Below are 22,787 nucleotides of genomic sequence, written 5' to 3'. Positions count from 1 at the left end.
AAGCCCGGTCGTAGAGGGAACGGTGCTGGTTAAAACTTGACCACCGGATTGCTCGGACGCACTTCAGCGCCCATCTGGCGTTTCGGTGTCACCAGCTGCACCTGAATGGTCTGGGTGGCCGGGAAGCTTTTGAACAGTTGGGTCAGGTCGAGCTTGTTGAGCACGTTCGGCGCGCTGCAGGTGAACTGATAGTGGCCGTGAATTTCGCTGTGCTCATGTTCTGCCGCGTCGCCATCGGCATGGTCATGATCGTCGTCGTCCTTGTCGCCGAACAGCGTGCTTTCAACCCGCTGCTTGGTGGCGGTGCATCCGGCCGCTTCCGGAAGACTGAACAACGCGTGGGGCTTGAGCAGGGTTTCCTTGGCCAGAGCAAGCGTCATCTTGTCTGCGTCAGTGGTTGCAGGGTGCTCGAAGCCGACGATGTTCATCGCCGGGGTGTCGAGTTCCAGTTCCAGCGTGCGCCCGTCCAGCGCCATATCCAGCCGCGCGACACCGTGCACGTGCGCGCCGAGGCTGCCGTGCTCATGATCGTGGTCATGTTCATCGGCCGCGTGGGCAACGGCGAGGGGCAGCAAGGCGAAGGGCAGGGCGAGTAGCAAACGACGCATGGGGGAAAGCTCCGGAGACGAGTCTGAAATTTGTTATGTAATCTTATAACAATAAATTGTGCCGGTTCTTAACTTTTTCAAGCGACCCTGTCCGATCCTGTGGGAGCGTGGCTTGTCCCGCGATCTGGCGCGCAGCGGCAGCCGTTCGGCCTGCTCAGTAGTCCATCTGTTTACGACGACTGCGTCGCCGATCGCGGGACAAGCCACGCTCCTACAGTATTGCGCGACATCAGTAGATCACGTGCAGCTCGCTATTTCCTGTGGGACCATGCCGGTCCGCCTTATCAGAGGACACACCCCATGCTGCGAATCCGTGGAACCGTCGGCGATCTGCCGGTGGATCTGACTGTGGAAATGGACAACGCCGACTGGGCTCGGCTGGGCATTCAACTGGGCGCGCAGGTGCAGGAAACGTCGGCACCCACAGATACGTCCGTCAAGCCTGCGGCCGGTCGCAACGATGCTGTCTGGGATATCGCTCAGGAGTTGTTGCGCAAGGCAGGCCACCTGACCGGGCCGGACCTGCTCGGTCAGCTGGAAGGCCTGTCGGGCAGCACCGCTGCGGGCAAACGCCTGATGGTGCGCATGCGCCACAGCGCCAACGTGAAAGTGGAAAGCCAGGGCGACACGCCGGTGTATCACTGGGTTGAGTGATACACACGGGCGTTTTGGACCCGTGTGGGACCGGCTTTAGCCGGGAAGGCGTCATCCGTCACACCACAAAATTGAGGGTGCTCATGCGGGCCTCTTCCCGGCTAAAGCCGGTCCCACAAGTAGACCGCGTACATTCCTTGGGACTGGCTCGGTCTATCAAAGGACCGGCTTCAGCCGGGAAGGCTAGTAAAGCGCCGCAAACAACCGACGACGATACGTCGTGACCAGCGGGTGATCATTCCCCAGCAAGTCAAACACCTGCAGCAGCGTCTTGTGCGGCTGGCCTTCGTTGTAGCTGCGATTGCGGATGAACAGCTTGAGCAGTCCCTCCAGCGCGGCTTCGTATTGCTGACGGGACAATTGCTGGATCGCCAACTGGTGCGCGGCTTCATCGTCCTGCGGGTTCTGCGCCAGGCGCGATTTCAGCTCGGCGACGTCAGGCAACGCGGCGGCTTCAGCCAGAAACGTCAACTGCGCCTTCGCCCCGGCGAGCGCGGCTTTGTGCTCATCGCTCTTAACCGCGTCCAGCACCGTACGGGCTTCTGTCAGTTCGCCGCGTTCGGCCAGGCAGCGCGCGTACAGAATCAGCGCGGCAGCATTGGTGTTGTCTTCGGCGAGGATGGTCTGCAGCACCGCTTCGGCTTCGGCGAAATGGCTCTCGGCGAACATCGCCTGGGCGGTTTTCAGCGGGTCGGCGGCGGCTGGCGGCGGCATCTGCACATGGGGTTCAAGCAGCGCGCGGATTTGCGATTCAGGCTGGGCGCCGGAGAACCCATCGACCGGCTGACCGTCCTTGAACAGCACCACGGTGGGCAGGCTGCGAATGCCGAAGCGCGCCACGATGTCCTGTTCAGCGTCGCAGTCGACCTTGGCCAGCAACAATTCGCCTTGATAACTCTCGGCAATCTGCTGCAGCAGCGGCATCAGCACCTTGCACGGCGCACACCACTCGGCCCAGAAATCCACCAGCACGGGTTTGTGAAAGGAATTTTCGATGACCATCTGATCGAAAGTGGCGGTAGTCGCATCGAAGATGTACGGCGTGTCCTGGCTCATCGCGGGTCTCGAATGAAGGCTTGATGGCGCGAACTATAAAGGGCTGGGGGGATTGTCGGAAGCGCGACGACGGATGTGCGGCTTGCCGATGACCTGTGGGAGCGTGGCTTGTCCCGCGATCGGCGACGAAGGCGTCGTAAAACGGGTTAACTGGGTAAGTCTGACGCACCGTGTTGGGTGGGTTGCTGCCGCTGCGCGCCAGATCGCGGGACAAGCCACGCTCCTACAGGCCAGGCCAGGCCAGATCAGTCAGACCAGGCCTGTCGCCGCGCATGGTAAAGACTCACCCGGCGAAACTCCCACGGCTCGGCCAGATCCGGCAGCGTCAGTGCATCGAGAATCCCCAGCCGCTCATACAGAGGATGCTGAAAGTCCCGCATCCGGGAATCGGCCACCAATGCGTGTTTTCCGCGACTGAGAAACTGGTCCAGCAGCGGCAGGTTGGCGCGGTCGTACAGTACGTCGGCCACCAGGATCAGGTCGAAACGATCCTCCTCGGTGAAGAAGTCGCTTGAATACTGAAGCGTCACGCCGTTCAGCTCGGCATTTGCGCGGCAGGCCTCGATCGCCAGCGGATCAAGATCACAGGCGACGACTTCGAGCGCCCCGGCTTTCATCGCCGCAATGCCTGCGACACCCGAGCCCGCACCGAAGTCCAGCACCCGCTTGCCCACGACCCACTGCGGCTGCTCGGAAAGAAACCGCGCCAGCGCCAGGCCACTGGCCCAGCAGAAACTCCAGTAGGGCGGATCTTCGAGAATGCGCCGGGTTTCCTCGGGGCTGAACGCGCGATCCATGTTGTTCGCGTCAATCAGCCACAACTTAAGGTCCGTACCCGGCAGCGCTTCGGCGACCAGTTGCGCATCCCCCAGCAGCTCGCTCAATGCGGCTTGCAGGTGAAGCGGGGCAGTCACGGCGCAGGAGCGAATTGCAGCTGGCCCAGTGCCTGAGTGGTGGGTTGGGTGATCAACACGGACGGCAGATGCAGAATCAACTGACCCGACTTGCTGGCGCGGCCGCGCAGTTCAACCCGTGCACCCACCGGGAAGGCTTCCGGGTTGAAGCGCAGCTGAAACGGCAGCGACTGGTTGTTTCCCACCAGCTTGGTGCTGGTCAGCAGCTTTTGCGGGCGGTTGCGATCGTCGATGACCAGCAACGCCAGCTCGACTTCCGCCCCGGCCGGCACGCCCAGCAACTGGCCGCTCAGTTCGCGCTGGAACGGCTGCAACGGCCCTTGCCCCTCCGGCAGCGTAATGGCGTTGGGCGCAGGTTTGGCGGGTGCCGCAGGTTTTGGCGCTTCGGCCGTGCTGCACGCAGCGAGCAGGCCCACAAGGCTGATTACAGCAAGCGTACGTAGCGTCATGAACAGCTCCAGAAAAAGCAGAAGGCGGGCGAGTTACGCACGGGATGGCGCAGTATCGCTGAGTGCGGCGGGTTTCACCGCACTGAATGCGCGTCTATATACCTCAAAGCCTCGCACTTGTCTTGCCAGCGAGATGCGCTACCATGGCCCTCCCTTTTTTTGTTGCCTGCCACCATGCACTGTCCCTTTTGCGGTGCCAACGACACCAAAGTCATTGACTCGCGCCTCGTTGCTGAAGGCGATCAGGTTCGCCGCCGCCGCGAGTGCGTCGCCTGCGAAGAACGCTTCACCACATTCGAAACCGCTGAACTGGTGCTGCCCCGGCTGATCAAGCAGGATGGCAGCCGTCAGCCCTTCGACGAAGAGAAGCTGCGCGCCGGCATGCAACGCGCGCTGGAAAAACGCCCGGTCAGCGTCGAACGGCTGGAAGCGGCCCTGGCCCATATCAAAAGCAAGCTGCGTGCGACCGGCGAGCGCGAGGTCAAATCCCTGATCGTAGGTGAGCTGGTCATGGGCGAACTGCAGAAGCTCGACGAAGTGGCCTACATCCGCTTTGCTTCTGTTTATCGGCGGTTTCAGGACCTCAACGAATTCCGCGAAGAAATCGACCGACTGGCTCGCGAGCCGGTTAAAGAGTGAGCATGACCTCCTCAGAGCAAAGCGTGCTCGACGCAGCCTATATGGCGCGGGCGCTGGAACTGGCGCGCAAGGGCGTCTACTCGACGCACCCCAACCCGCGTGTCGGCTGCGTGATCGTGCGTGATGGCGCAATTGTTGGCGAAGGCTGGCACGTACGCGCGGGGGAGCCCCACGCCGAAGTGCATGCGCTGCGCCAGGCGGGCGACAAGGCAAAGGACGCGACCGCTTACGTGACACTTGAGCCCTGCAGTCATCATGGCCGCACGCCGCCGTGCGCCGACGCGCTGGTCAACGCCGGCGTGGCGCGCGTGGTTGCCGCCATGCAAGACCCCAATCCCGATGTTGCCGGCCGGGGTCTGTTGCGCCTCATGGGCGCGGGCATTGCGGTGCAGAGCGGCGTGCTCGAAAGCGAAGCCCGGGCGCTGAACAAAGGGTTTCTCAAGCGCATGGAACACGGCCTGCCGTATGTGCGGGTCAAGCTGGCGATGAGTCTCGACGGACGCACGGCCATGGCCAGCGGCGAAAGTCAGTGGATCACCGGCCCCGAAGCGCGTTCGGCCGTGCAGCGCCTGCGTGCGCAATCGAGCGTGGTGCTGACCGGCGCCGATACCGTACTGGCCGACAATGCGCGGCTGACTGTTCGCCCGGACGAATTGGGCCTCAACGCCGAACTCACCGCCCTGGCCGCGACCCGACCGCCGTTGCGCGTGTTGGTCGACGGGCGTTTGCGGGTGCCACTCGATGCGCCGTTCTTCAAAGCGGGCAATGCGCTGGTGGTGACCTGTGCGGCAGCCTCGGCCCGCGAGCGTTACCACGACGAAGGCCACGAAATGCTGGCGCTGCCGAGCAGTGGCGGGCACGTCGATCTGCGCAAACTGTTGGTCGAACTGGCCGCCCGTGGTGTCAACGACGTGCTGGTCGAGGCCGGCCCTAAACTCGCTGGCGCTTTTACCCGGCTGGGCCTGGTGGATGAATTTCAGATCTTCGTGGCGGGCAAGTTCATGGGCTCGTCGGCGCGACCGTTGCTGGACCTGCCGCTGGCGCAGATGAGCGAAGCGCTCGAACTCAAGATTGTCGAAATGCGCGCGGTCGGCAATGACTGGCGAGTCATTGCGATACCCACGTCGCACCCCGGCGTATAATTCCGGCTTCCGCGCTCAGCGCTGGCCCTGTTTTCCAGGAGCACCCATGTTTACCGGCATCATCGAATCCATCGGCAGCATCCGCGCCATCACTCCGAAAGGCGGCGACGTTCGCGTTTACGTAGAGACCGGCAAGCTCGACCTTTCCGACGTCAAGCTGGGCGACAGCATCGCGGTCAACGGGGTCTGCCTGACCGCCGTTGAATTGCCGGGCGACGGCTTCTGGGCCGACGTCAGCCGCGAAACCCTGAACGTCACCGCGTTCGTCGATCTGAAGACCGGCAGCCGCGTCAATCTGGAAAAAGCCCTGACCCCGACCACTCGCCTGGGCGGCCATCTGGTCAGCGGCCACGTCGACGGCGTCGGCGAAGTGCTGTCCCGCGAGGAAAACGCCCGTGCGATCCAGTTCCGCATGCGCGCACCTCGCGAGCTGGCCAAGTACATCTCCCACAAAGGCTCGATCACGATCGACGGCACCAGCCTGACCGTGAACGCGGTCAACGGTGCCGAGTTCGAGCTGACCATCGTCCCTCACACCCTGGCCGAAACCATCATGGGCGACTACAGCCCGGGCCGTAAAATCAACCTGGAAGTCGATCTGCTGGCGCGGTACCTCGAGCGTTTGCTGCTCGGTGACAAAGCGGCCGATCCGACGCCGGCCCAGGGCGGCAACATCACCGAAAGCTTTCTGGCCGCCAACGGCTACCTCAAATCCTGAATCGAAGGGGGTGCCGCGTGGCGCTCAACAGCATCGAAGAACTGGTTGAAGACATTCGCCAAGGCAAGATGGTCATCCTCATGGATGACGAAGACCGCGAGAACGAAGGCGATCTGATCATGGCCTCCGAGTGCGTCAAGGCCGAGCACATCAACTTCATGGCGCGTTACGCCCGTGGCCTGATCTGCATGCCGATGACCCGCGAGCGCTGTGAAACCCTGAAGCTGCCGCTGATGGCACAGCGCAATGGCTCGGGCTTCGGCACCAAGTTCACCGTGTCCATCGAAGCCGCCGAAGGCGTGACCACCGGGATTTCTGCCGCCGACCGCGCGCGCACCGTTCAGGCGGCTGCCGCCAAGGATGCGAAGGCCGATGATATCGTCAGCCCGGGCCACATCTTCCCGCTGATGGCCCAGGCCGGCGGCACGCTGTCCCGCGCAGGCCATACGGAAGCGGCGTGCGACCTGGCACGCATGGCCGGTTTCGAGCCGACCGGCGTGATCTGCGAAGTCATGAACGACGACGGCACCATGTCTCGTCGTACTGAACTGGAAGCTTTCGCAGCCGAACACAACATCAAGATCGGCACCATCGCCGACCTGATCCATTACCGGATGATCCACGAACGTACCGTTCAGCGGATTGCCGAGCAGCCGCTGGACAGCGAACTGGGCCATTTCAATCTGGTGACCTACCGCGATTCCGTTGAAGGCGACGTACACCTGGCGTTGACGCTGGGCAAGATCTGCGCGGAAGAAGCCACCCTGGTTCGCGTGCATAACATGGACCCGCTGCGCGACCTGTTGATGGTCAGACAGCCCGGCCGCTGGAGCCTGCGCGCTGCCATGAAGACCGTGGCCGAGGCCGGCAGCGGCGTGGTGCTGCTGCTCGGTCACCCGCTCGATGGCGACACGGTTCTGGCCCATGTGCGTGAAACCGCTGGCGGCACACCGATCAAGACCCCAACCACTTACAGCACCGTCGGTGCCGGTTCGCAGATCCTTCGTGACCTCGGCGTGCGCAAAATGCGCCTGATGAGTTCGCCAATGAAGTTCAATGCGATATCCGGTTTCGATCTGGAAGTTGTAGAATACGTGCCCTCCGAATAAAGACCGGCAGGTGACAGGCCCCGACAGCGTTCAGCCGTTGGTGGTTTTTGTCCCTGCAGTCGCCCGATTCGTGGCCTAAAATCCCTGAAAGCGCGCGCCCGATGCGCGCTTTCATGCTCTTTAATACGAGAACACGAGACTCAGCCGAATGACCCTGAAGACCATCGAAGGTACCTTCATCGCCCCCCAAGGTCGCTATGCCCTGGTGGTTGGCCGCTTCAACAGCTTCGTCGTCGAAAGCCTCGTCAGCGGCGCCGTTGATGCCCTGGTTCGCCATGGCGTGAGCGAAAGCGACATCACCATCATCCGCGCACCGGGCGCGTTCGAAATCCCGCTGGTTGTGCAGAAGGTCGCTCAACGCAGCGAATTCGCCGCCATCATCGCGCTCGGCGCTGTCATTCGTGGCGGCACCCCGCACTTCGAATACGTCGCTGGCGAATGCACCAAGGGCCTGTCCCAGGTGTCCATGGAATTCGGCGTGCCGGTCGCCTTCGGCGTACTGACTGTCGACTCCATCGAGCAGGCGATCGAGCGTTCCGGCACCAAGGCCGGTAACAAAGGCGCTGAAGCTGCGCTGTCCGCCATCGAGATGGTCAGCCTGTTGGCGCAGTTGGAGGCCAAGTGATTAACGACGAAAGCGATCAGTTCAACCCGCGTGATCCACGTGCGGCAGACGCCGGCAAGCCATCCAAAAGCGAAAAGCGCCGTGCGGCTCGCCAGATGGCAATGCAAGCCCTCTACCAGCGTCATATGGCGGGCCAGTCGCTGAACGAAATCGAAGCACAATTTCGCGTCGACAACGACTTCACCTCCGTCGATGCCAGCTATTTCCACGACATCCTTCACGGTGTCCCGGCCAATCAGGACAAGATCGACGCTGCGCTGGCGCCTTGTCTGGACCTGACCATCGAAGAGCTGGACCCGGTTGAGCTGGCGGTATTGCGCCTGTCGACCTGGGAACTGCTGGAGCGCATCGACGTGCCGTACCGCGTGGTCATCAACGAAGGCATCGAGCTGGCGAAAGTCTACGGTTCGACTGACGGCCACAAGTTCGTCAATGGCGTGCTCGACAAGCTGGCTCCGCGTCTGCGCGAAGTCGAAGTGAAGGCGCACAAGCGCTGAGGCTTCTGGGTTTCTCCAGAACCTGAGCGTCTCCGCCATGGGCGAGTTCGAGCTGATCCGCAATTACTTTGCCGCTGCGCCCTGCGCGCAGCCCGGCGAAGGCGTTGCCTTGGGAATCGGCGACGACTGCGCCCTGTTGTCGGTGGCCGCTGGCGAACAACTCGCCATTTCCACTGATACGCTGGTCGCCGGGGTGCATTTCCCCGACGTCTGCGATCCTTTCCTGCTCGGCCAGCGCGCACTCGGCGTGTCGGCCAGCGACCTGGCCGCCATGGGCGCCAGTCCCCTCGCATTTACCCTGGCTCTGACCCTGCCGCAGGTTTCCGCCGACTGGCTGGAAGCGTTCGCCCGTGGTTTGAACACCATGGCCCAAGGCTGCGGCCTGCGCCTGATCGGCGGCGACACGACGCGCGGCCCTTTGAGCCTGACCCTTACTGTCTTCGGCACCGTCCCGACCGGGCAGGCGTTGACCCGAAGCGGCGCGCGGCCTGGCGATTTGTTGTGCGTGGGCGGCACGCTGGGCGACGCGGCCGGTGCGCTGCCGTTGGTGTTGAACCAGCGCACCACCGAGGCGTCTACCACTCAGGCCTTGCTGGCGCGTTACTGGTCGCCGCAGCCTCAATTCGAGCTGGGTATCGCATTGCGCGGCAAGGCCGGCGCGGCGCTGGACATCTCTGACGGACTGCTCGCCGATTGCGGCCATATCGCAACGGCTTCGGGCGTACGCTTGCTGGTGGAGCGTGAGAAGGTGCCGATGTCTGACGCGCTGCTGACGTTTTTCGGGCCGGACGCGGCGTTGAACGCCGCGCTCAGTGGGGGCGATGACTACAGACTGGCCTTCACGTTGCCGCCTTCATGGCTGGCTGAGCTGCAGGCCGCCGGTTTGCCTGCTTTCGTTCTGGGCCGGGTGGTCGAAGGCCACGGCGTGGCGCTGATTGACGCACTTGGGCAGGACGTCACCCCGTTGACTCGGGGCTATCAACATTTTCAGGAGACACGGTGACAGATCATCCTAATCAGGTCCCGGCAGAGAACGTTCCTCCGTCGGTATGGACCAATCCGTGGCATTTCCTGGCCTTCGGTTTCGGCTCCGGCACATTGCCCAAAGCGCCCGGCACCTGGGGCTCAATGGTCGCCGTACCCTTTATCCCTCTGTGGCAAATGCTGCCGGACTGGGGCTATTGGCTGATGCTCGGCCTGACCATGCTGTTCGGCTTCTGGCTGTGCGGCAAGGTGGCCGACGACCTGCGCGTCCATGACCATGAAGGCATCGTCTGGGACGAAATGGTCGGGATGTGGATCACGTTGTGGCTGGTGCCCGAAGGCTGGGTCTGGCTGCTGGTGGGTTTCCTGGTGTTCCGCTTTTTCGACATCCTCAAGCCCTGGCCCATTCACTGGATCGACAAGCACGTGCACGGCGGCGTCGGCATCATGCTTGATGATGTCCTGGCTGGTGTTTTCGCATGGCTGGCGATGCAAGGGCTGGTCTGGCTGTGGGCTGTTATGTAGGGGCGACGCTCATGAGGCGTTCAGGCGTGGGATGGCTGCTGGGTATAGCGTTGCTGATGACAAGTGTCTGGGCGACTGCCGATGCGGCAACCCCTGCGCCGATGTCCGACATACCTACTGACATCCAGTTGGTGAGCGAGCACTGGATCGGCTACACCGAAAACGACGGCAGTGGACTGGGTTGGGATTTGATGCGCGAGATATTCGAGCCGGCCGGCGTCAGGGTCGAGCAGCGCATCGAGCCCTACACCCGCGCGGTAGGGCTGGTGCAGCAAGGCGAGGCCGATGCCTGGGTCGCTGCCTACAAAGATGAGGTCGAGGGCACGCTTTATTCGAAGTGGTCCTACGACAATGACGAAATCTACACGCTGGGTCTGGCCTCGAAACCCCTTCCGACCCTGCAGACGCTGGCCAAGTATCGTCTGGCCTGGGTCCGCGGCTACGAATATCAGCACTATCTGCCCAACGTAGTGCATTTCAACGAAGTCGCACGGCGCGATCACATCCTGCCAATGCTCGAATACGGGCGTGCGGATCTTTACATCGATGCCAAGCCGGAAATGGATTTTATCCTCGCCCAAAGCAACGATCCGCAGCGCTACCGACTGACCTACCTCACCGCCATCCCCTTGCACTTGAGCTTCGCTGATACTCCGCGAGGGCACGCGCTGCGCGATCTGTTTGATGTGCGGATGGGCGATCTCGTGCACAGCGGCAAGCTGCGACCGATCTTTGCGCGCTGGAAGCACCCGTATCCGTTCGACACAGACGGTCGTCAATCCGGTACCGATGCTGCCCACTGATCAAACTTGTTGATCTGATTGGGCGATAATTCAGCCTAAGCGTCTGCCGGAACCTGCTGTTACAATGTTGCGAATTTCCAGCCCTCATACTGATCAGGAGCACCCGGTGCCCGTCGTATTTGTCGCGGCTTCCAAGCTGCCTACCCCCTTTGCCACTTTCAAGATGAACGGCTTTCTCGAGCAGGAAAACGGTCGCGAGCATGTTGTGCTGACCCTCGGCGATGTGTCAGATGGCGCCCCGGTGCTCGGCCGTGTGCATTCCGAATGCCTGACCGGTGATGCGCTGTTCAGTCAGCGCTGCGATTGCGGTTCCCAGCTTGAAGCGGCGTTGCGCGCCATCGCCGCCGAAGGCCGTGGTGTGTTGTTGTATCTGCGCCAGGAAGGTCGCGGCATCGGCCTGATGAACAAGATTCGCGCGTATGAATTGCAGGATGGCGGTGCGGACACCGTTGAAGCGAACGAGCGTCTGGGCTTTGCCGCTGACCAGCGCGATTACGGCATTTGCCTGCCGATGCTTGAGCACCTGGGCATAAAGTCTCTGCGTCTGATGACCAATAATCCGCGCAAGGTCAAAGCGCTGACCGACATGGGCATTACCGTCGCCGAGCGTGTGCCGCTGCACACCGGCCACAATCCCCACAACAAGCTCTATCTGGCGACCAAGGCCGGCAAGCTGGGCCACATGATGGGCAATGAGCATCAGAGCGAAGTCGATCCGGCGTGACGCCCGGCAGCCTGCGCCGTGGTGTGGCGCCGGCTGGACGCGCTTGATGCGGCCACTGATTGCCAGCCTGCTGTTGCTGATCGCCTGTCAGGTCGGCGCTGCCCAGCGGGTAGTCAGCCTCGCTCCCTCTCTGACTGAAGTCGTTATCGAACTGGATGCCGCCGATCTGCTGGTCGGCGTGCTCGACGGCGGCCCGCGCCCGGACAAGGTAGCGGGCCTGCCTTCGGTGGGTCGCTACGGCCAGCTCGACATCGAGCGTTTGCTCACTTTGCAGCCCGACCTTTTGTTGCTGTGGCCCGGTAGCGTCAGCGCGGCCCAGCGCGACCAACTCAAGCGCCTGAACATTCCCACCTTCACCGCCGAGCCTCATACGCTGAACGAGCTGGCTGATCAGATCGAGCAGATCGGCGAGCGCCTTGGCCGCGCGGATCGTGGAAGACAGGCAGCGAAAGATTTTCGCCAGCGACTGGCCGCGTTGCGTGAGCGATACCGGCGCGATGTCCCGCTGACGGTGTTCTACCAAGTGTGGGACCAGCCGCTTTACACGGTAGGCGGCGGGCAGATCATCAGTGATGCACTGACCGTCTGCGGCGCGCGCAATGTCTTTGACGACCTCAAACTGCCGGCGCCCCAAGTGAGTGTCGAGTCAGTGCTGCAGCGCGACCCGGACGTGATTCTGGCCAGCGATGCTGCGTTGTTGCCGGGATGGAAAACCTGGTCGCAGTTGAAGGCCGTGAAAGGCGGTCGCCTGATTGCTGTGCCCGATAAAGGCCTCGAGCGAGCAAGCGGGCAGATGGTGAGTGCGGTGGCGAAGCTGTGCAGCGTGATAGCGCCAGAGCGCTAGATGGGCGGAATGCAGATTTACAGCTCCGGCGTCCAGGTCACGCCAAACATCCACGTCCGACCCTCTTCACGATAGCCGTAGTTGCTGCCATCGAAGCTGTACAGCGTACGGCTGTAGCGTTTGTCCAGAGCGTTATCCAGCTTGAACTCCAGCTTCACGTCGTCACTGGCCTTCCAACTGCTGCGCAACCCGAACAACGAATAGCCGCCGATGTGCTGGTTGTTGGCCTCGTCGTTGTAGCTGTCGCTGACGGCCTGCCAACTGGCGCCGACGCCGAGGCGATCAAACTGACGGTCGAGATCGAGGTTCAGGGTGCGGCGGGCGCGACGGTTGAGCGTATGCCCGGTGTCACGGTCACGCGGGTCGATAACCGACGCGCCCAGCTTGCCGGTCCAGCCAAACAATCGCTGCTCAAGAGACGCTTCGAAACCATTGATCCGTGCCGAGCCGATATTTTCAGGGCGGAAGTCACTGTCGAGGGCGATGGCGTCCTGAAGGTCAGTGCGATAGAGCGAGGCCTCAAGACGAGCCGTGTCGCTCAGGCGACTGCGCCATTGCAGCTCGTAGGTTTTTGAATGCTCGGGCTTGAGGTTCGGGTTGCTGAAGTCCGGGTAATACAGGTCGTTGAACGTCGGCGCGCGGAAGCCTTCGCTGTAGGAAAGCAGCACATCGTTGGCATCATTGAGCGGAACGGTGAGCGTGCCACTCCAGGTGTTCTGGCTGCCGAACTGCTCATTCTGATCGTGGCGCAAGCCCAGTTCGGTGGAGAAGTGCTCGCCTTTGAAGCGATGCTGAATGAACGCCGCGCGGTTCCAGCGGCTGTCCTCGTCGAACGCTGTGCTGCTGTTGACGCGGTCCTGGTACCAATCGCCACCCAGCATCAGGCTGTTGCGGTCATCCAGGGTCAGGTCGTTCTGCCAATTGAGCGAGTCGCGGTAGGTGTTGAACACGTAGTGATCGTCGCTCAGCTTATCCAGCGTCTTTTCGCGGTTCTCGCTGTGGCCCAGCTCCAGGCGGGTTTTCCAGGTCTGGTTGATGCGGGCATCGACGTAGGTGCCGACGCTGCTCAGGTCAAACTTGCTGTATTGCTGCTGCCCCACCGTGTTGAACGTGACCGGGTCGAACAGACCGAACGGGTTGTCGAACTCGGTCTTGCCCCGGTTATCCAGTGCGTTGAAGCCGACTTCCACGTCGTCGTTGAACCAGTGGCTGAGGTTCAGGCTCAGGGATTTATTGCGGTAGGCGTCGTGGTCGTCATCACTGGCGAAGGACGGACCGGTGCGGTCGATGCCTGCCGTTTCATCCAGGCTGGTGCTGAGGTTGAAATGCGTCTGCTGATCGCCGCCCGACAGGCCGAGGCTCTGCTGCTGCGTGCCGCGATTGCCGAAACCCGTGTGCAGCCGAGCTTGCAGCCCTTGTTCGGCACCCCGTCGCGTGAAGATCTGGATCACGCCGCCAATGGCGTCTGCGCCGTAGATGACCGAACGTGAACCGCGCAGCACTTCCACGCGCTCAATCTGCTCGACGTCGAGGTATTGCAGATTACTGTCCGCAGACGTCGAATTGGCAATGCGCTGGCCATCGACCAACACCAGGCTCTGCGCGGCCTTGGTTCCGCGAATGAAAATCCCCGGCAAACTGCCTCGACCGCCGCTGGGCGCGACTTGCACGCCGGGCACACGACTCAGCAGGTCAGTGACGCTGCCCGGCTGCAGCCGCTCGATGTCGGCGCGGGTGAACACGGTGTTCGCTGCGGTGCTGGCGTCCCGCTGCTCGACCTGGCGATTGGCGCTGATCAGCACGCTGTCCAGCTTCAGGGCGCTTTCGCGATCAGGCTGATCGGCGAATGCCTGGGTGGCGGGGATGAGTGAGAAGGCGAGGGCGAGGCGGGATAGGGTCATTTGATTGATCGCATAACTTGCAGGCGTGACCGGGGTGGGCCGCCACCTCGGTCAAACCTGCAAGTGGTTACATCTTCAGCAGGCGCTGGTTGATCGACGCTTCTATCCCGGCTGCATCCAGGCCGCACTCGGCCAGCATCTGCGCCGGTTTGGCATGCTCGACGTAAACATCCGGCAGGCCCAGGTGCAGCACTGACTTGAGAATGTTCTCCCGCGCCAGGAACTCGCTGACCGCCGCGCCCGCGCCACCCATGATGGCGTTTTCTTCGATCGTCACGAGCAAGTCGTGGCTGCCGGCCATCTCGCGCACCAGTGCCTCGTCCAGCGGTTTGACGAAGCGCATGTCGACCACGGTCGCATCGAGCTTCTCCGCCACGATCAGCGCTTCGGTCAATTGCACACCGAACACCAGCATGGCGACTTTGCTGCCTTGACGGCGCACCACACCCTTACCGATTTCCAGCGGTTCGAGACTGCTCTCGATCACGGCATCGGGGCCGTTGCCGCGCGGGTAACGCACGGCGGCGGGGCCTTTGAACAGGTGGCCAGTGGTGAGCATCTTGCGCAGCTCGTTCTCATCGCTCGGCGTCATGACCAGCATGCCGGGGATGCAACGCAGGTAAGACAGATCGAAACTGCCGGCGTGGGTCGGGCCGTCTTCGCCCACCAGACCCGCGCGGTCGATGGCGAACAGCACGTCCAGGTTCTGCACGGCGACGTCATGAATCAGCTGGTCGTAACCGCGCTGCAGGAACGTCGAGTAAATCGCCACCACCGGCTTGGCGCCTTCACAGGCCATGCCCGCCGCCAGCGTCACTGCGTGCTGCTCGGCGATGGCGACGTCGAAATAGCGCTCCGGGAAGCGTTCGCTGAACGCAACCAGATCCGAGCCTTCTTTCATGGCGGGCGTGATGCCGACCAAGCGCTCGTCCGCTTCGGCCATGTCGCACAGCCACTGGCCGAACACGCCCGAATACTTGGGGCCGCCGGCTTTTTTGGGCACAACGGGTGCATTCAGCGGGTCGAGCTTGGTGATCGCGTGATAACCGATCGGGTCGACCTCGGCCGGTGCAAAACCTTTGCCTTTCTTGGTAACCACGTGCAGGAACTGCGGACCCTTTAGGTCACGCATGTTGCGCAGGGTCGCGATCAGGATAGGCAGGTCGTGGCCGTCGATCGGGCCGATGTAGTTCCAGCCGAGCTCTTCGAACAGCGTGCCGGGCACCAGCATGCCTTTGGCGTACTCCTCGGTGCGGCGGGCGATTTCCCACGCGCCGGGCAGACGCGACAGCACTTTCTTGCTGCCTTCGCGCATGCTCGCGTAAGTGCGGCTTGAGAGGATTTTCGCCAGGTAGTTCGACAGCCCGCCAACGTTGCGCGAGATCGACATGTCGTTGTCGTTGAGGATCACCAGCATGTCGGCGTTGACTTCGGGCGCGTGGTTCAGCGCCTCGAACGCCATGCCGGCGGTCAGTGCGCCGTCGCCGATCACGGCGATGGACTTGCGCTCGCTGCCTTGCAGCCGGGAGGCGATCGCCATGCCCAGCGCGGCGCTGATGGAGGTGCTGGAGTGACCGACGCCGAAGGTGTCGTATTCGCTCTCGCTGCGACGCGGAAATGCCGCCACACCGCCTTTCTGGCGCAGGGTCGACATCTGCTCGCGACGACCCGTGAGGATCTTGTGCGGGTACGCCTGATGACCGACGTCCCAGACCAGCCGGTCGTCGGGGGTATCGAAGACGTAGTGCAAGGCCACGGTCAGTTCGATGACGCCGAGGCCGGCGCCGAAATGGCCGCCAGTCTGGCCAACGGTATAGAGCAGCTCCAGGCGCAGTTCGTCCGCCAGGGCTTCAAGCTCTGCTTCACCTAAGCGGCGCAGGCCGTCCGGCGTCGCTGCCTTGTCGAGCAGCGGCGTGGACGGGCGCTCGCGGGGAATCTCTTTGAACGTCGTGGGCATCAGGCGAATCGTTATAAGTAAAAGAGGCGGCAGTTTACCTGATGCATCGTCGGCTGCGCACGATGTGCAGCAACGCGATGTTCAGGGGCAACGATTGCCGGCGAAATCGGGCAGTGGCAGCGAGGCTGTTCACGCCCGATAAGTGCTATGACCTGCGCCAGGTTGCAGCGTTCGACTAGTTGCGGCGTTCGACGATATAACGCGCCAAGGCTCGCAAGGGCTCCGCGGCTTCGTCGAACGGTTGCAGCGCCACAAGGGCCTGATCGCGCAATTCAAGGGCGTAATGCTTGGCTTCTTCCAGGCCCAGCAGCGCGGGGTAGGTCGGCTTGTCCCGGGCAATATCGGCGCCCTGGCGTTTGCCCAGCGTGGCGGTATCGCTCTCGACGTCGAGAATGTCGTCCTGCACTTGAAAGGCCAGGCCGATGGCGCGGGCGTAGATCTGCAGCGAATCAAGCTGGACCTGGGTTGCGTTGCCGCTGGCCAGGGCACCGAGCCTGACGCTGGCTTCAATCAGTGCGCCGGTCTTGTGCCGATGCATGAATTCCAGCGCCTTCTGGTCGAGCTTGAGTCCGACCGAGCCCAGATCAATGGCCTGTCCACCGACCATGCCGGCCGGGCCGGATGCACGGGCGAGGGTGGCGAGCATCTTCAGCCGGGTCTCGGCGTCTTGCGGGGTCAGTGCGCTATCACTCAGCACGCTGAAGGCGAGGGTCTGCAGACCGTCGCCGGCGAGAATCGCGCAGGCTTCGTCAAAGGCTTTGTGGGTGGTGGGCAGGCCGCGACGCAAATCGTCGTCGTCCATGGCTGGCAGATCGTCGTGCACCAGCGAATACGCGTGGATCAATTCGACGGCGCAGGCCGCGCCGTTGGCGTGATCGGCGTTGCCGCCCAAGGCTTCACAGGCGGCGTAGACCAGCAGCGGGCGCACGCGCTTGCCGCCATTGGTGACGCTGTAGCGCATGGCGGCGTAAAGGCGTGTCAATTCAGGGGCGGGCGCATCGAACAGTGTCTCCAGCGCCGCGTTGACGCGGGCCTGGCTGAGTGCCTGATACGCCGCGATCATTCCGGCTGTTCCGCGTCGAACGGCTCTTCGGCCAGTTCGCCGTCGCGCTCCAGCAAGACCTGCACTTTCTGCTCGGCCTGGGCCAGCGCGCTCTGGCACTCGCGGGTCAGGCGGATGCCTTGTTCGAAGGCGGTCAGTGAGTCTTCCAGCGACAGCTCACCGTTCTCCAGACGCTCGACGAGCGTTTGCAAATCCGTGAGGGACTGTTCGAAATCCAGTGCAGCTTTCTTGCGGGCCATGGCGGCTATCCCGGTAGACGTTAAACCGGCGCGACACTAGCAGAGCGCACGCATCGGGGCAAATGAGAAGGGTGAGGCGGGTAAAGCTTTGCTGCCGCTGCGCGCCAGATCGCGGGACAAGCCACGCTCCTACAGGAAAGTGTTTTCACCCTCAATCCTTCGTCTGGCCCCAATCTGTGGGACCCGGCTTGCTGGCGAATGCGCTGTGTCAGCAGATAGAAATTTACCTGACCCAACGTGTTCGCCAGCAAGCCGGCTCCTACGGATCGGTGCACGGCGCAGACTTCGAGTGTTAACGCTAATCCAGTGTAGGAGTGAGCTTGCTCGCGAAGGCGTCATTACAGTCAACGCTTGTTTGTCTGAAGCGGCGGAATCGCGAGCAAGCTCACGCCTACAGGTGCGTGCGACGGGATTACGGGGAGGTATTTCCACCTCAATCCTTCGCCTGACCCCAATCTGTGGGAGCCGGCTTGCTGGCGAATGCGGTGTGTCAGCAAGTAGATATTTATCTGACCCAACGTGTTCGCCAGCAAGCCGGCTCCTACGGATCTGTGCACGGCGCAGGTTTCGAGTGTTAACGCTAATCCAGTGTAGGAGTGAGCTTGCTCGCGAAGGCGTCGTTTCAGATGGCAGAGATTTACCTGACCCAACGTGTTCGCCAGCAAGCCGGCTCCTACGGATCGGTGCACGGCGCAGGTTTCGAGTGTTAGCGCTAATCCAGTGTAGGAGTGAGCTTGCTCGCGAAGGCGTCGTTTCAGATGGCAGAGATTTATCTGACCCAACCTGTTCGCCAGCAAGCCGTCTCCTACGGATCTGTGCACGGCGCAGACTTCGAGTGTTAACGCCGATTCATTGTAGGAGCGCGCTTGCCCGCGAAAGCGTCATTACAGTCAACGCATAGTCGTCTGAAACGGCGGAATCGCGAGCAAGCTCACTCCTACGGATCTGTGCACGGCGCAGGTTTCGAGTGTTAACGCCGATTCATTGTAGGAGTGAGCTTGCTCGCGAAGACGTCACTACAGTCAACGCATAGTCGTCTGAAACGGCGGAATCGCGAGCAAGCTCACTCCTACGGATCGGTGCACGGCGCAGGTTTCGAGTGTTAACGCTAATCCAGTGTAGGAGTGAGCTTGCTCGCGAAGGCGTCATTACAGTCAACGCTTGGTTGTCTGAAGCGGCGGAATCGCGAGCAAGCTCACTCCTACAGATGTGCGGCGGGATTACAGGAAGGTAAACACCGTCTCGGCCGGCAGGCGCGATTTCGGCAGTTTGGCGTTGAAGTCGCTGTCGCTGCGGTACCCCAGGCTGACCACAACCAGACTGGTGAAACCCTTGTCACGCAGCCCCAGTTCTTCGTCGAGCTTCTTGAAATCGAAACCTTCCATCGGCGTCGTATCCAGCCCCAGCGATGCCGCGCCCAGCAACAACGTGCCCAGCGCCAGATAGGTTTGCTTTTCCATCCAGTGCTGCACGTCCTTCTGATCGAATTTGTGCATGTTCACGTAGCCTCGACGGCTTTTGTCCTGCCCGGCTTTGGCCTCGTCGTTGGCGAAACGCCCGTCAGCCGCTTCCTGGGCCAGCACTGCTTGCAGGTGCGATTCCGGCATCTCGGTGCGAGTGCAGAACACGATCACATGGGAGGCATTGAGCATCTTCGCCTCGTTGTAGGCAAAACCGCCCTCGGCCGACTTGGCCACGCGCGCTTTGCCCTGCTCATCGGAGGCGACGACGAAGTGCCATGGCTGCGAGTTCACCGATGACGGGCTGTGGCGCAGTTGCTCCAGCAACTCGTGGATCGTCTCCTGCGGGATCTTGCGTGAGGCATCGTAGGCTTTGGTGGTGTAGCGCGATTTTGCCAGTGCGGTCAGTTGCATGATGAATCTCCGAAATGGGGATACTGAATCAACGGGTCGGTGCAGGCGCAGCGTCGATCTTCACCCGCAGCAGGCTGTAGGGCTTTTCGCGCAGGTCCTTGCCATCGTGGAAACCGGCCTGGCGCTGCAGCTGGTTGGCGGTGAAATACAGATAGCCATCGGGCCCGACCGACAAGGTGTCCGGCCACAGCACGCGAGGGTCATGAACGATGGTCTGCCAGCTGCCGTCGGCCAGGCGTTTGCGGATGCCGTTGTGTTCGTAGTCGCCGGCGTAGACCGTGCCGTTGGCATCGGCTTCCAGACCGTCGGACGCGCCTTTTTCGCCGAGGTCTTTGACCGCTGCGTTCAGCTGCGCCTCGCTCACGCCGGCATCACGCAGCATCGCAGCGGGCACGGCAAACAGGTGGCGGCTGGAAAGTGCGCTGAAATACAGCGTCTTGCCGTCAGGGGACAGGGCGATGCCATCAGACGCAACGGCCATGGTTTTCGACTTGCCGTCCGGGCCTTTGGTGACCAGTGCGGTTTGGCCTTCGACCACCGGTTTGAAGTCAGGGTCGGCCGAAGTAGATTTTGCGCCGCTCAAGCGACGGGTCGCCTTGCCGCTGGCGATGTCCATGACGATGATCGCGCCGGGCCCGGAGACCGACGAATCGGTGACATAGACCGTGCCTTCCTTGCCCGCACGGAAATCAAAGCGCATGTCGTTGACGTAGGTACTCGGGAGGATGACGTTGGCCGGGAACACCAGCGTCTTGACCACTTTGTTACTGGCCAGATCAACCGCCACCAGCTTGGCGCCGCCGGCTTTTGGCGCGGCGAAATTAGGCGCAGCGGTGTCCAGCAGCCAGACACGGCCCTGACCGTCGGCGACCACGCTCTGCACGCTGATCAGCCCTTTGGCCGGGTCTTTGGGGTCTTCTTTGTTGATGGCTGCATCGGGGTAGGCGACGACCTTGCCGTCACGGATTTCACCCACGGTGAATGGCACGTCGTCGCCCCAGTGCGGGTAGTTGACGAAGATGCGCCCGTTTTCCGTCACGGTCACGCCGGTGGGCATGGCGTCGTGGAAAGTGAACACCTGCTCAAGCTGACCGATGGTTTTCTCCGCCGGCGCATCGGCGGGCAGTGCGTTGGTCGCGATCGTGGCGGCGATGCCGGTCTGGCTCATCAAAGCAACGGACAGCGCCAGCGCTGACAACATCATGTTCTGTTTCATGGACACAAACGACTCCCGGCCTGCCGCAGCAGGCCAATCAAATAATGGAAACAGGTTCAGAAACCTTCGAGGACGATCTTGCCCTTGGCCTTGCCGCTTTCGATCACGGCATGGGCGCGGCGCAGGTTTTCGGCATTGATCGCGCCGAAATGCTCACCGAGGGTGGTCTTCAGCACGCCCTGATCGATCAGGTCAGCGACGCGATTGAGCAGTTCATGCTGAGCAATCATGTCCGGCGTTTCGTAGAGCGAGCGTGTGAACATCAGTTCCCAGTGCAGCGACAGGGCCTTGCGTTTCATCGGGACGACGTCGAGGGATTTCGGGTCATCGATCAGCGCCAATTGGCCTTGCGGTTTCAGGGCCTCGATCAGCTGCGTGAAGTACGAATCGGTGTGGGTCAGGCTGGCGACATGGCTCACCTCGCCGACGCCGATCCGGTTCAGTTGCTCGACCAGCGGCTGGCTGTGATCAATGACGTGATGGGCGCCCAGGCTCTCGACCCACTCGCGGGTTTCCGGACGGGACGCGGTGCCGATCACGGTCAGCCTGGTCAGTTGGCGGGCCAGCTGCACCAGAATCGACCCGACGCCGCCACCGGCACCGATGATCAACAGGCTGTCACCTTCGCCGCCGCCTTCCTCAACGCCCAGACGGTCAAAGAGCAATTCCCAGGCGGTGATCGAGGTCAGCGGCAGCGCGGCGGCGTGGGCGTTGTCGAGAGTCTTGGGTTTGTGGCCGACGATGCGCTCGTCGACGAGGTGGAATTCGCTGTAGCTGCCCGGACGGGCGATGGAGCCGGCGTAGAACACTTCGTCCCCGGCTTTGAACAGCGTGACCTCGCTGCCTGTTTCACGAACAACCCCGACGGCGTCCCAGCCGACCACTTTGGGTTCGGTGGCGGCAGAGCCGGCGCGGATTTTGGTGTCGACCGGGTTCACCGAAATCGCTTTGACTTCGACCAGCAAATCACGACGGCCGGGCGTTGGCTTGGGCAGGTCCATGTCGAGCAGCGCATTGGGGTCTTCGATGGGCAGACCGTGTTGGGTGAAGGCGACGGCTTTCATGGCGATCTCTCTAATCAGTGGACAGAAGGTGGCTGAAACGTTGGACCCATCTTGTTCTTGTTCGTCAGGCAGAAAAACCTGCAGAATCCGGCAACACTTTCACCGCTGGAGTGAAAATGATCCGCATCGACGACCTGACCTTATTCGTTCGCACTGCCGCATTGGGTAGCTTCTCCAATGCCGCGCGGGAGGTGGATCTGTTGCCGGGGCAAGTTGCGGCGGCCATCAAGCGCCTCGAACGCGAGCTGGATATCCGCCTGTTTGCCCGTTCGACGCGCAGCTTGCGCCTCACCGCCGAAGGCGAGCAGTACCTGCCGACCGCCCAGACAGTGCTCGATGCCTTGCGCGATGGCCGGGAAAAGCTGCAGCGGGAAAGTGCTGAGTTGCAAGGCACGCTGCAGGTGGCGGCGCCTTCGGATTTGGGGCGAAACATGCTGCTGCCCTGGCTGACGGACTTTCGCAGCCAGCACCCGGCGCTGAATCTGCGCCTGTTTATCTCCGATCAAGTGGCCGATCTGTTTCGAGATCCGGTGGACGTCGCCATTCGCTACGGCGTGATCGAAGACGCCAACTACATCGCGTTGGCGCTGGCGCCGTGGAATCGTCGGGTGTTGGTGGCATCGCCCGAGTACCTGGCGCGCAAGGGCCGGCCCGTGGTCTCGGACGACTTGCTGCGCCACGAGTGTTTGCTGTTCACCCTGGCGGGGCGGGTGTACGACAAATGGCGGCTCGGTGGTCGGGTGTTTTCGGTGTCAGGCCCGTTGCTCACCGATGACGCTGATCTGGTGAGGCGCTGGGCGGTGGCGGGGCAGGGTGTGGCCTACAAATCGTGGCTGGATGTCTGCGAGGACGTGCACGCCGGGCGGCTGGAACTGTTGCTGCCGGATTACCCGGGCGAGCCGACCCCGCTCAACCTGGTCTGCCCGCACCGTAAGCAGTTCTCACCGGCGGTGCAGCAGTTGCATTCGCTGCTGAAAAACCGCTTTGCCGGCATGGAGAAGGGGTTGCCGGTGTTGTTGTGAGTTCTGCCCAACCCTATGCATCCATGGCGCAACTCTCGGCACAATGATGTCCCTGTAGGAGCGTGGCTGAACTGGCCTAATGATTTTGGACATCTCAATCGGGCGCTAAGATGGCGCCCAAATCCGAGGTGTTATGGGCATGCGTACTTCTTACTCGAAC

The 22,787-nt window shown here is 62.1% G+C and carries 24 protein-coding genes; 13 read left to right on the top strand and 11 right to left on the bottom strand.

Annotated features, from left to right (window positions below; translation table 11 throughout):
* Positions 1-29: 29 nt before the first annotated feature.
* Positions 30-608: a DUF2796 domain-containing protein gene (locus tag ACQKEN_RS22120; protein ID WP_427688765.1), complete on the bottom strand. Its 579-nt coding sequence runs from the start codon at positions 606-608 to the stop codon at positions 30-32.
* Between the two features lie 300 nt (positions 609-908).
* Between ACQKEN_RS22120 and ACQKEN_RS22115 the strand changes: the two genes are divergently transcribed.
* Entirely contained in the window at positions 909-1,262 is a 354-nt protein-coding gene (locus tag ACQKEN_RS22115) for a hypothetical protein (protein WP_427688763.1), read from the top strand.
* A 183-nt stretch (positions 1,263-1,445) separates the two neighbouring features.
* On the opposite strand, the gene trxA is transcribed toward ACQKEN_RS22115, so the two are convergent.
* The 3 genes from trxA to ACQKEN_RS22100 all read right to left on the bottom strand — a co-directional run bounded on the left by trxA (position 1,446) and on the right by ACQKEN_RS22100 (position 3,681).
* Positions 1,446-2,318 carry a thioredoxin gene (gene trxA, locus ACQKEN_RS22110; RefSeq protein ID WP_192173806.1) on the bottom strand — a complete coding sequence of 291 codons (873 nt, stop codon included), beginning with the start codon at positions 2,316-2,318 and terminating at the stop codon, positions 1,446-1,448.
* 245 nt (positions 2,319-2,563) lie between these two features.
* Positions 2,564-3,232, bottom strand: coding sequence for a class I SAM-dependent methyltransferase (locus ACQKEN_RS22105; RefSeq protein ID WP_427688760.1), 669 nt, complete (start codon positions 3,230-3,232; stop codon positions 2,564-2,566).
* A complete protein-coding gene (locus tag ACQKEN_RS22100; protein WP_133776016.1) occupies positions 3,229-3,681 on the bottom strand; it encodes a hypothetical protein in 453 nt (150 codons plus the stop codon). The genes ACQKEN_RS22105 and ACQKEN_RS22100 overlap by 4 nt, the downstream gene beginning before the upstream one ends.
* Positions 3,682-3,855: 174 nt before the next feature.
* On the opposite strand from ACQKEN_RS22100, the gene nrdR reads away from it, so the two are divergent.
* The 11 genes from nrdR (at position 3,856) to ACQKEN_RS22045 (ending at position 12,291) form a co-directional block, all read left to right on the top strand.
* Positions 3,856-4,320, top strand: a complete 465-nt coding sequence (gene nrdR / locus ACQKEN_RS22095; RefSeq protein WP_065988433.1) for a transcriptional regulator NrdR — start codon at positions 3,856-3,858, stop codon at positions 4,318-4,320.
* A 2-nt stretch (positions 4,321-4,322) separates the two neighbouring features.
* Positions 4,323-5,462 carry a bifunctional diaminohydroxyphosphoribosylaminopyrimidine deaminase/5-amino-6-(5-phosphoribosylamino)uracil reductase RibD gene (gene ribD, locus ACQKEN_RS22090; protein ID WP_427688758.1) on the top strand — a complete coding sequence of 380 codons (1,140 nt, stop codon included), beginning with the start codon at positions 4,323-4,325 and terminating at the stop codon, positions 5,460-5,462.
* Between the two features lie 46 nt (positions 5,463-5,508).
* Positions 5,509-6,180, top strand: coding sequence for a riboflavin synthase (locus ACQKEN_RS22085; protein WP_074891799.1), 672 nt, complete (start codon positions 5,509-5,511; stop codon positions 6,178-6,180).
* Positions 6,181-6,197: 17 nt separating this feature from the next.
* Positions 6,198-7,289, top strand: coding sequence for a bifunctional 3,4-dihydroxy-2-butanone-4-phosphate synthase/GTP cyclohydrolase II (gene ribBA / locus ACQKEN_RS22080; protein WP_074891801.1), 1,092 nt, complete (start codon positions 6,198-6,200; stop codon positions 7,287-7,289).
* Positions 7,290-7,437: 148 nt separating this feature from the next.
* Positions 7,438-7,914 carry a 6,7-dimethyl-8-ribityllumazine synthase gene (gene ribH, locus ACQKEN_RS22075; protein ID WP_037017809.1) on the top strand — a complete coding sequence of 159 codons (477 nt, stop codon included), beginning with the start codon at positions 7,438-7,440 and terminating at the stop codon, positions 7,912-7,914.
* Positions 7,911-8,411, top strand: a complete 501-nt coding sequence (gene nusB, locus ACQKEN_RS22070; RefSeq protein WP_065988429.1) for a transcription antitermination factor NusB — start codon at positions 7,911-7,913, stop codon at positions 8,409-8,411. Before ribH ends, nusB begins: the two co-directional genes overlap by 4 nt.
* A gap of 37 nt (positions 8,412-8,448) precedes the next feature.
* Entirely contained in the window at positions 8,449-9,414 is a 966-nt protein-coding gene (thiL, locus tag ACQKEN_RS22065) for a thiamine-phosphate kinase (protein WP_427688754.1), read from the top strand.
* A complete protein-coding gene (locus ACQKEN_RS22060) occupies positions 9,411-9,920 on the top strand; it encodes a phosphatidylglycerophosphatase A family protein (RefSeq protein ID WP_065988427.1) in 510 nt (169 codons plus the stop codon). The genes thiL and ACQKEN_RS22060 overlap by 4 nt, the downstream gene beginning before the upstream one ends.
* 11 nt (positions 9,921-9,931) lie before the next feature.
* Positions 9,932-10,723 carry a substrate-binding periplasmic protein gene (locus tag ACQKEN_RS22055; protein WP_427688752.1) on the top strand — a complete coding sequence of 264 codons (792 nt, stop codon included), beginning with the start codon at positions 9,932-9,934 and terminating at the stop codon, positions 10,721-10,723.
* Between the two features lie 106 nt (positions 10,724-10,829).
* Positions 10,830-11,447 (top strand): GTP cyclohydrolase II, encoded by a 618-nt coding sequence (gene ribA, locus ACQKEN_RS22050; protein WP_074891807.1) that lies wholly within the window; start codon positions 10,830-10,832, stop codon positions 11,445-11,447.
* A 46-nt stretch (positions 11,448-11,493) separates the two neighbouring features.
* Positions 11,494-12,291 (top strand): cobalamin-binding protein, encoded by a 798-nt coding sequence (locus ACQKEN_RS22045; protein WP_427688790.1) that lies wholly within the window; start codon positions 11,494-11,496, stop codon positions 12,289-12,291.
* A gap of 17 nt (positions 12,292-12,308) precedes the next feature.
* Here the strand turns inward: ACQKEN_RS22045 and ACQKEN_RS22040 are convergent, their stop codons facing one another.
* From ACQKEN_RS22040 to ACQKEN_RS22010, 7 genes are all read right to left on the bottom strand, one after another.
* Positions 12,309-14,192, bottom strand: a complete 1,884-nt coding sequence (locus ACQKEN_RS22040) for a TonB-dependent receptor domain-containing protein (RefSeq protein WP_427688749.1) — start codon at positions 14,190-14,192, stop codon at positions 12,309-12,311.
* Positions 14,193-14,259: 67 nt separating this feature from the next.
* Positions 14,260-16,149 carry a 1-deoxy-D-xylulose-5-phosphate synthase gene (gene dxs, locus ACQKEN_RS22035; RefSeq protein ID WP_427688747.1) on the bottom strand — a complete coding sequence of 630 codons (1,890 nt, stop codon included), beginning with the start codon at positions 16,147-16,149 and terminating at the stop codon, positions 14,260-14,262.
* Positions 16,150-16,324: 175 nt separating this feature from the next.
* Positions 16,325-17,212, bottom strand: a complete 888-nt coding sequence (gene ispA, locus ACQKEN_RS22030; protein ID WP_427688745.1) for a (2E,6E)-farnesyl diphosphate synthase — start codon at positions 17,210-17,212, stop codon at positions 16,325-16,327.
* On the bottom strand, positions 17,209-17,451 hold the full coding sequence (locus ACQKEN_RS22025) for an exodeoxyribonuclease VII small subunit (RefSeq protein ID WP_062384761.1): 243 nt from the start codon (positions 17,449-17,451) through the stop codon (positions 17,209-17,211). Before ACQKEN_RS22025 ends, ispA begins: the two co-directional genes overlap by 4 nt.
* A gap of 1,220 nt (positions 17,452-18,671) precedes the next feature.
* Complete coding sequence (nfsB, locus tag ACQKEN_RS22020; protein WP_427688743.1) at positions 18,672-19,325, bottom strand: oxygen-insensitive NAD(P)H nitroreductase; 654 nt, start codon at positions 19,323-19,325, stop codon at positions 18,672-18,674.
* A gap of 28 nt (positions 19,326-19,353) precedes the next feature.
* Entirely contained in the window at positions 19,354-20,493 is a 1,140-nt protein-coding gene (locus ACQKEN_RS22015) for an L-dopachrome tautomerase-related protein (RefSeq protein WP_427688788.1), read from the bottom strand.
* Between the two features lie 104 nt (positions 20,494-20,597).
* Positions 20,598-21,605 carry a zinc-binding alcohol dehydrogenase family protein gene (locus tag ACQKEN_RS22010; protein ID WP_427688741.1) on the bottom strand — a complete coding sequence of 336 codons (1,008 nt, stop codon included), beginning with the start codon at positions 21,603-21,605 and terminating at the stop codon, positions 20,598-20,600.
* 116 nt (positions 21,606-21,721) lie between these two features.
* On the opposite strand from ACQKEN_RS22010, the gene ACQKEN_RS22005 reads away from it, so the two are divergent.
* On the top strand, positions 21,722-22,627 hold the full coding sequence (locus ACQKEN_RS22005) for a LysR substrate-binding domain-containing protein (RefSeq protein ID WP_427688739.1): 906 nt from the start codon (positions 21,722-21,724) through the stop codon (positions 22,625-22,627).
* Positions 22,628-22,787: the final 160 nt, after the last annotated feature.

The organism is Pseudomonas sp. NPDC078416 (genome assembly GCF_050268485.1).
In the GTDB taxonomy this organism is placed as follows: Bacteria; Pseudomonadota; Gammaproteobacteria; order Pseudomonadales; family Pseudomonadaceae; genus Aquipseudomonas.
Note: the sequence above shows the minus strand (reverse complement) of the source record. Positions and strands in the feature narration are given on the sequence as shown.

Excerpts from the sequence above, each read along its gene's own strand:
- nrdR (WP_065988433.1), top strand. The coding sequence starts at position 3,856 with ATGCACTGTCCCTTTTGCGGTGCCAACGACACCAAAGTCATTGACTCG.
- ribD (WP_427688758.1), top strand. The coding sequence starts at position 4,323 with ATGACCTCCTCAGAGCAAAGCGTGCTCGACGCAGCCTATATGGCGCGG.
- ACQKEN_RS22085 (WP_074891799.1), top strand. The coding sequence starts at position 5,509 with ATGTTTACCGGCATCATCGAATCCATCGGCAGCATCCGCGCCATCACT.
- nfsB (WP_427688743.1), bottom strand. The coding sequence starts at position 19,325 with ATGCAACTGACCGCACTGGCAAAATCGCGCTACACCACCAAAGCCTAC.
- ispA (WP_427688745.1), bottom strand. The coding sequence starts at position 17,212 with ATGATCGCGGCGTATCAGGCACTCAGCCAGGCCCGCGTCAACGCGGCG.
- ribH (WP_037017809.1), top strand. The coding sequence starts at position 7,438 with ATGACCCTGAAGACCATCGAAGGTACCTTCATCGCCCCCCAAGGTCGC.
- dxs (WP_427688747.1), bottom strand. The coding sequence starts at position 16,149 with ATGCCCACGACGTTCAAAGAGATTCCCCGCGAGCGCCCGTCCACGCCG.
- ACQKEN_RS22115 (WP_427688763.1), top strand. The coding sequence starts at position 909 with ATGCTGCGAATCCGTGGAACCGTCGGCGATCTGCCGGTGGATCTGACT.
- ACQKEN_RS22055 (WP_427688752.1), top strand. The coding sequence starts at position 9,932 with ATGAGGCGTTCAGGCGTGGGATGGCTGCTGGGTATAGCGTTGCTGATG.
- ACQKEN_RS22005 (WP_427688739.1), top strand. The coding sequence starts at position 21,722 with ATGATCCGCATCGACGACCTGACCTTATTCGTTCGCACTGCCGCATTG.
- ACQKEN_RS22010 (WP_427688741.1), bottom strand. The coding sequence starts at position 21,605 with ATGAAAGCCGTCGCCTTCACCCAACACGGTCTGCCCATCGAAGACCCC.
- ACQKEN_RS22100 (WP_133776016.1), bottom strand. The coding sequence starts at position 3,681 with ATGACGCTACGTACGCTTGCTGTAATCAGCCTTGTGGGCCTGCTCGCT.
- ACQKEN_RS22040 (WP_427688749.1), bottom strand. The coding sequence starts at position 14,192 with ATGACCCTATCCCGCCTCGCCCTCGCCTTCTCACTCATCCCCGCCACC.
- ACQKEN_RS22015 (WP_427688788.1), bottom strand. The coding sequence starts at position 20,493 with ATGAGCCAGACCGGCATCGCCGCCACGATCGCGACCAACGCACTGCCC.
- thiL (WP_427688754.1), top strand. The coding sequence starts at position 8,449 with ATGGGCGAGTTCGAGCTGATCCGCAATTACTTTGCCGCTGCGCCCTGC.
- ACQKEN_RS22045 (WP_427688790.1), top strand. The coding sequence starts at position 11,494 with ATGCGGCCACTGATTGCCAGCCTGCTGTTGCTGATCGCCTGTCAGGTC.
- ACQKEN_RS22025 (WP_062384761.1), bottom strand. The coding sequence starts at position 17,451 with ATGGCCCGCAAGAAAGCTGCACTGGATTTCGAACAGTCCCTCACGGAT.
- ACQKEN_RS22120 (WP_427688765.1), bottom strand. The coding sequence starts at position 608 with ATGCGTCGTTTGCTACTCGCCCTGCCCTTCGCCTTGCTGCCCCTCGCC.
- trxA (WP_192173806.1), bottom strand. The coding sequence starts at position 2,318 with ATGAGCCAGGACACGCCGTACATCTTCGATGCGACTACCGCCACTTTC.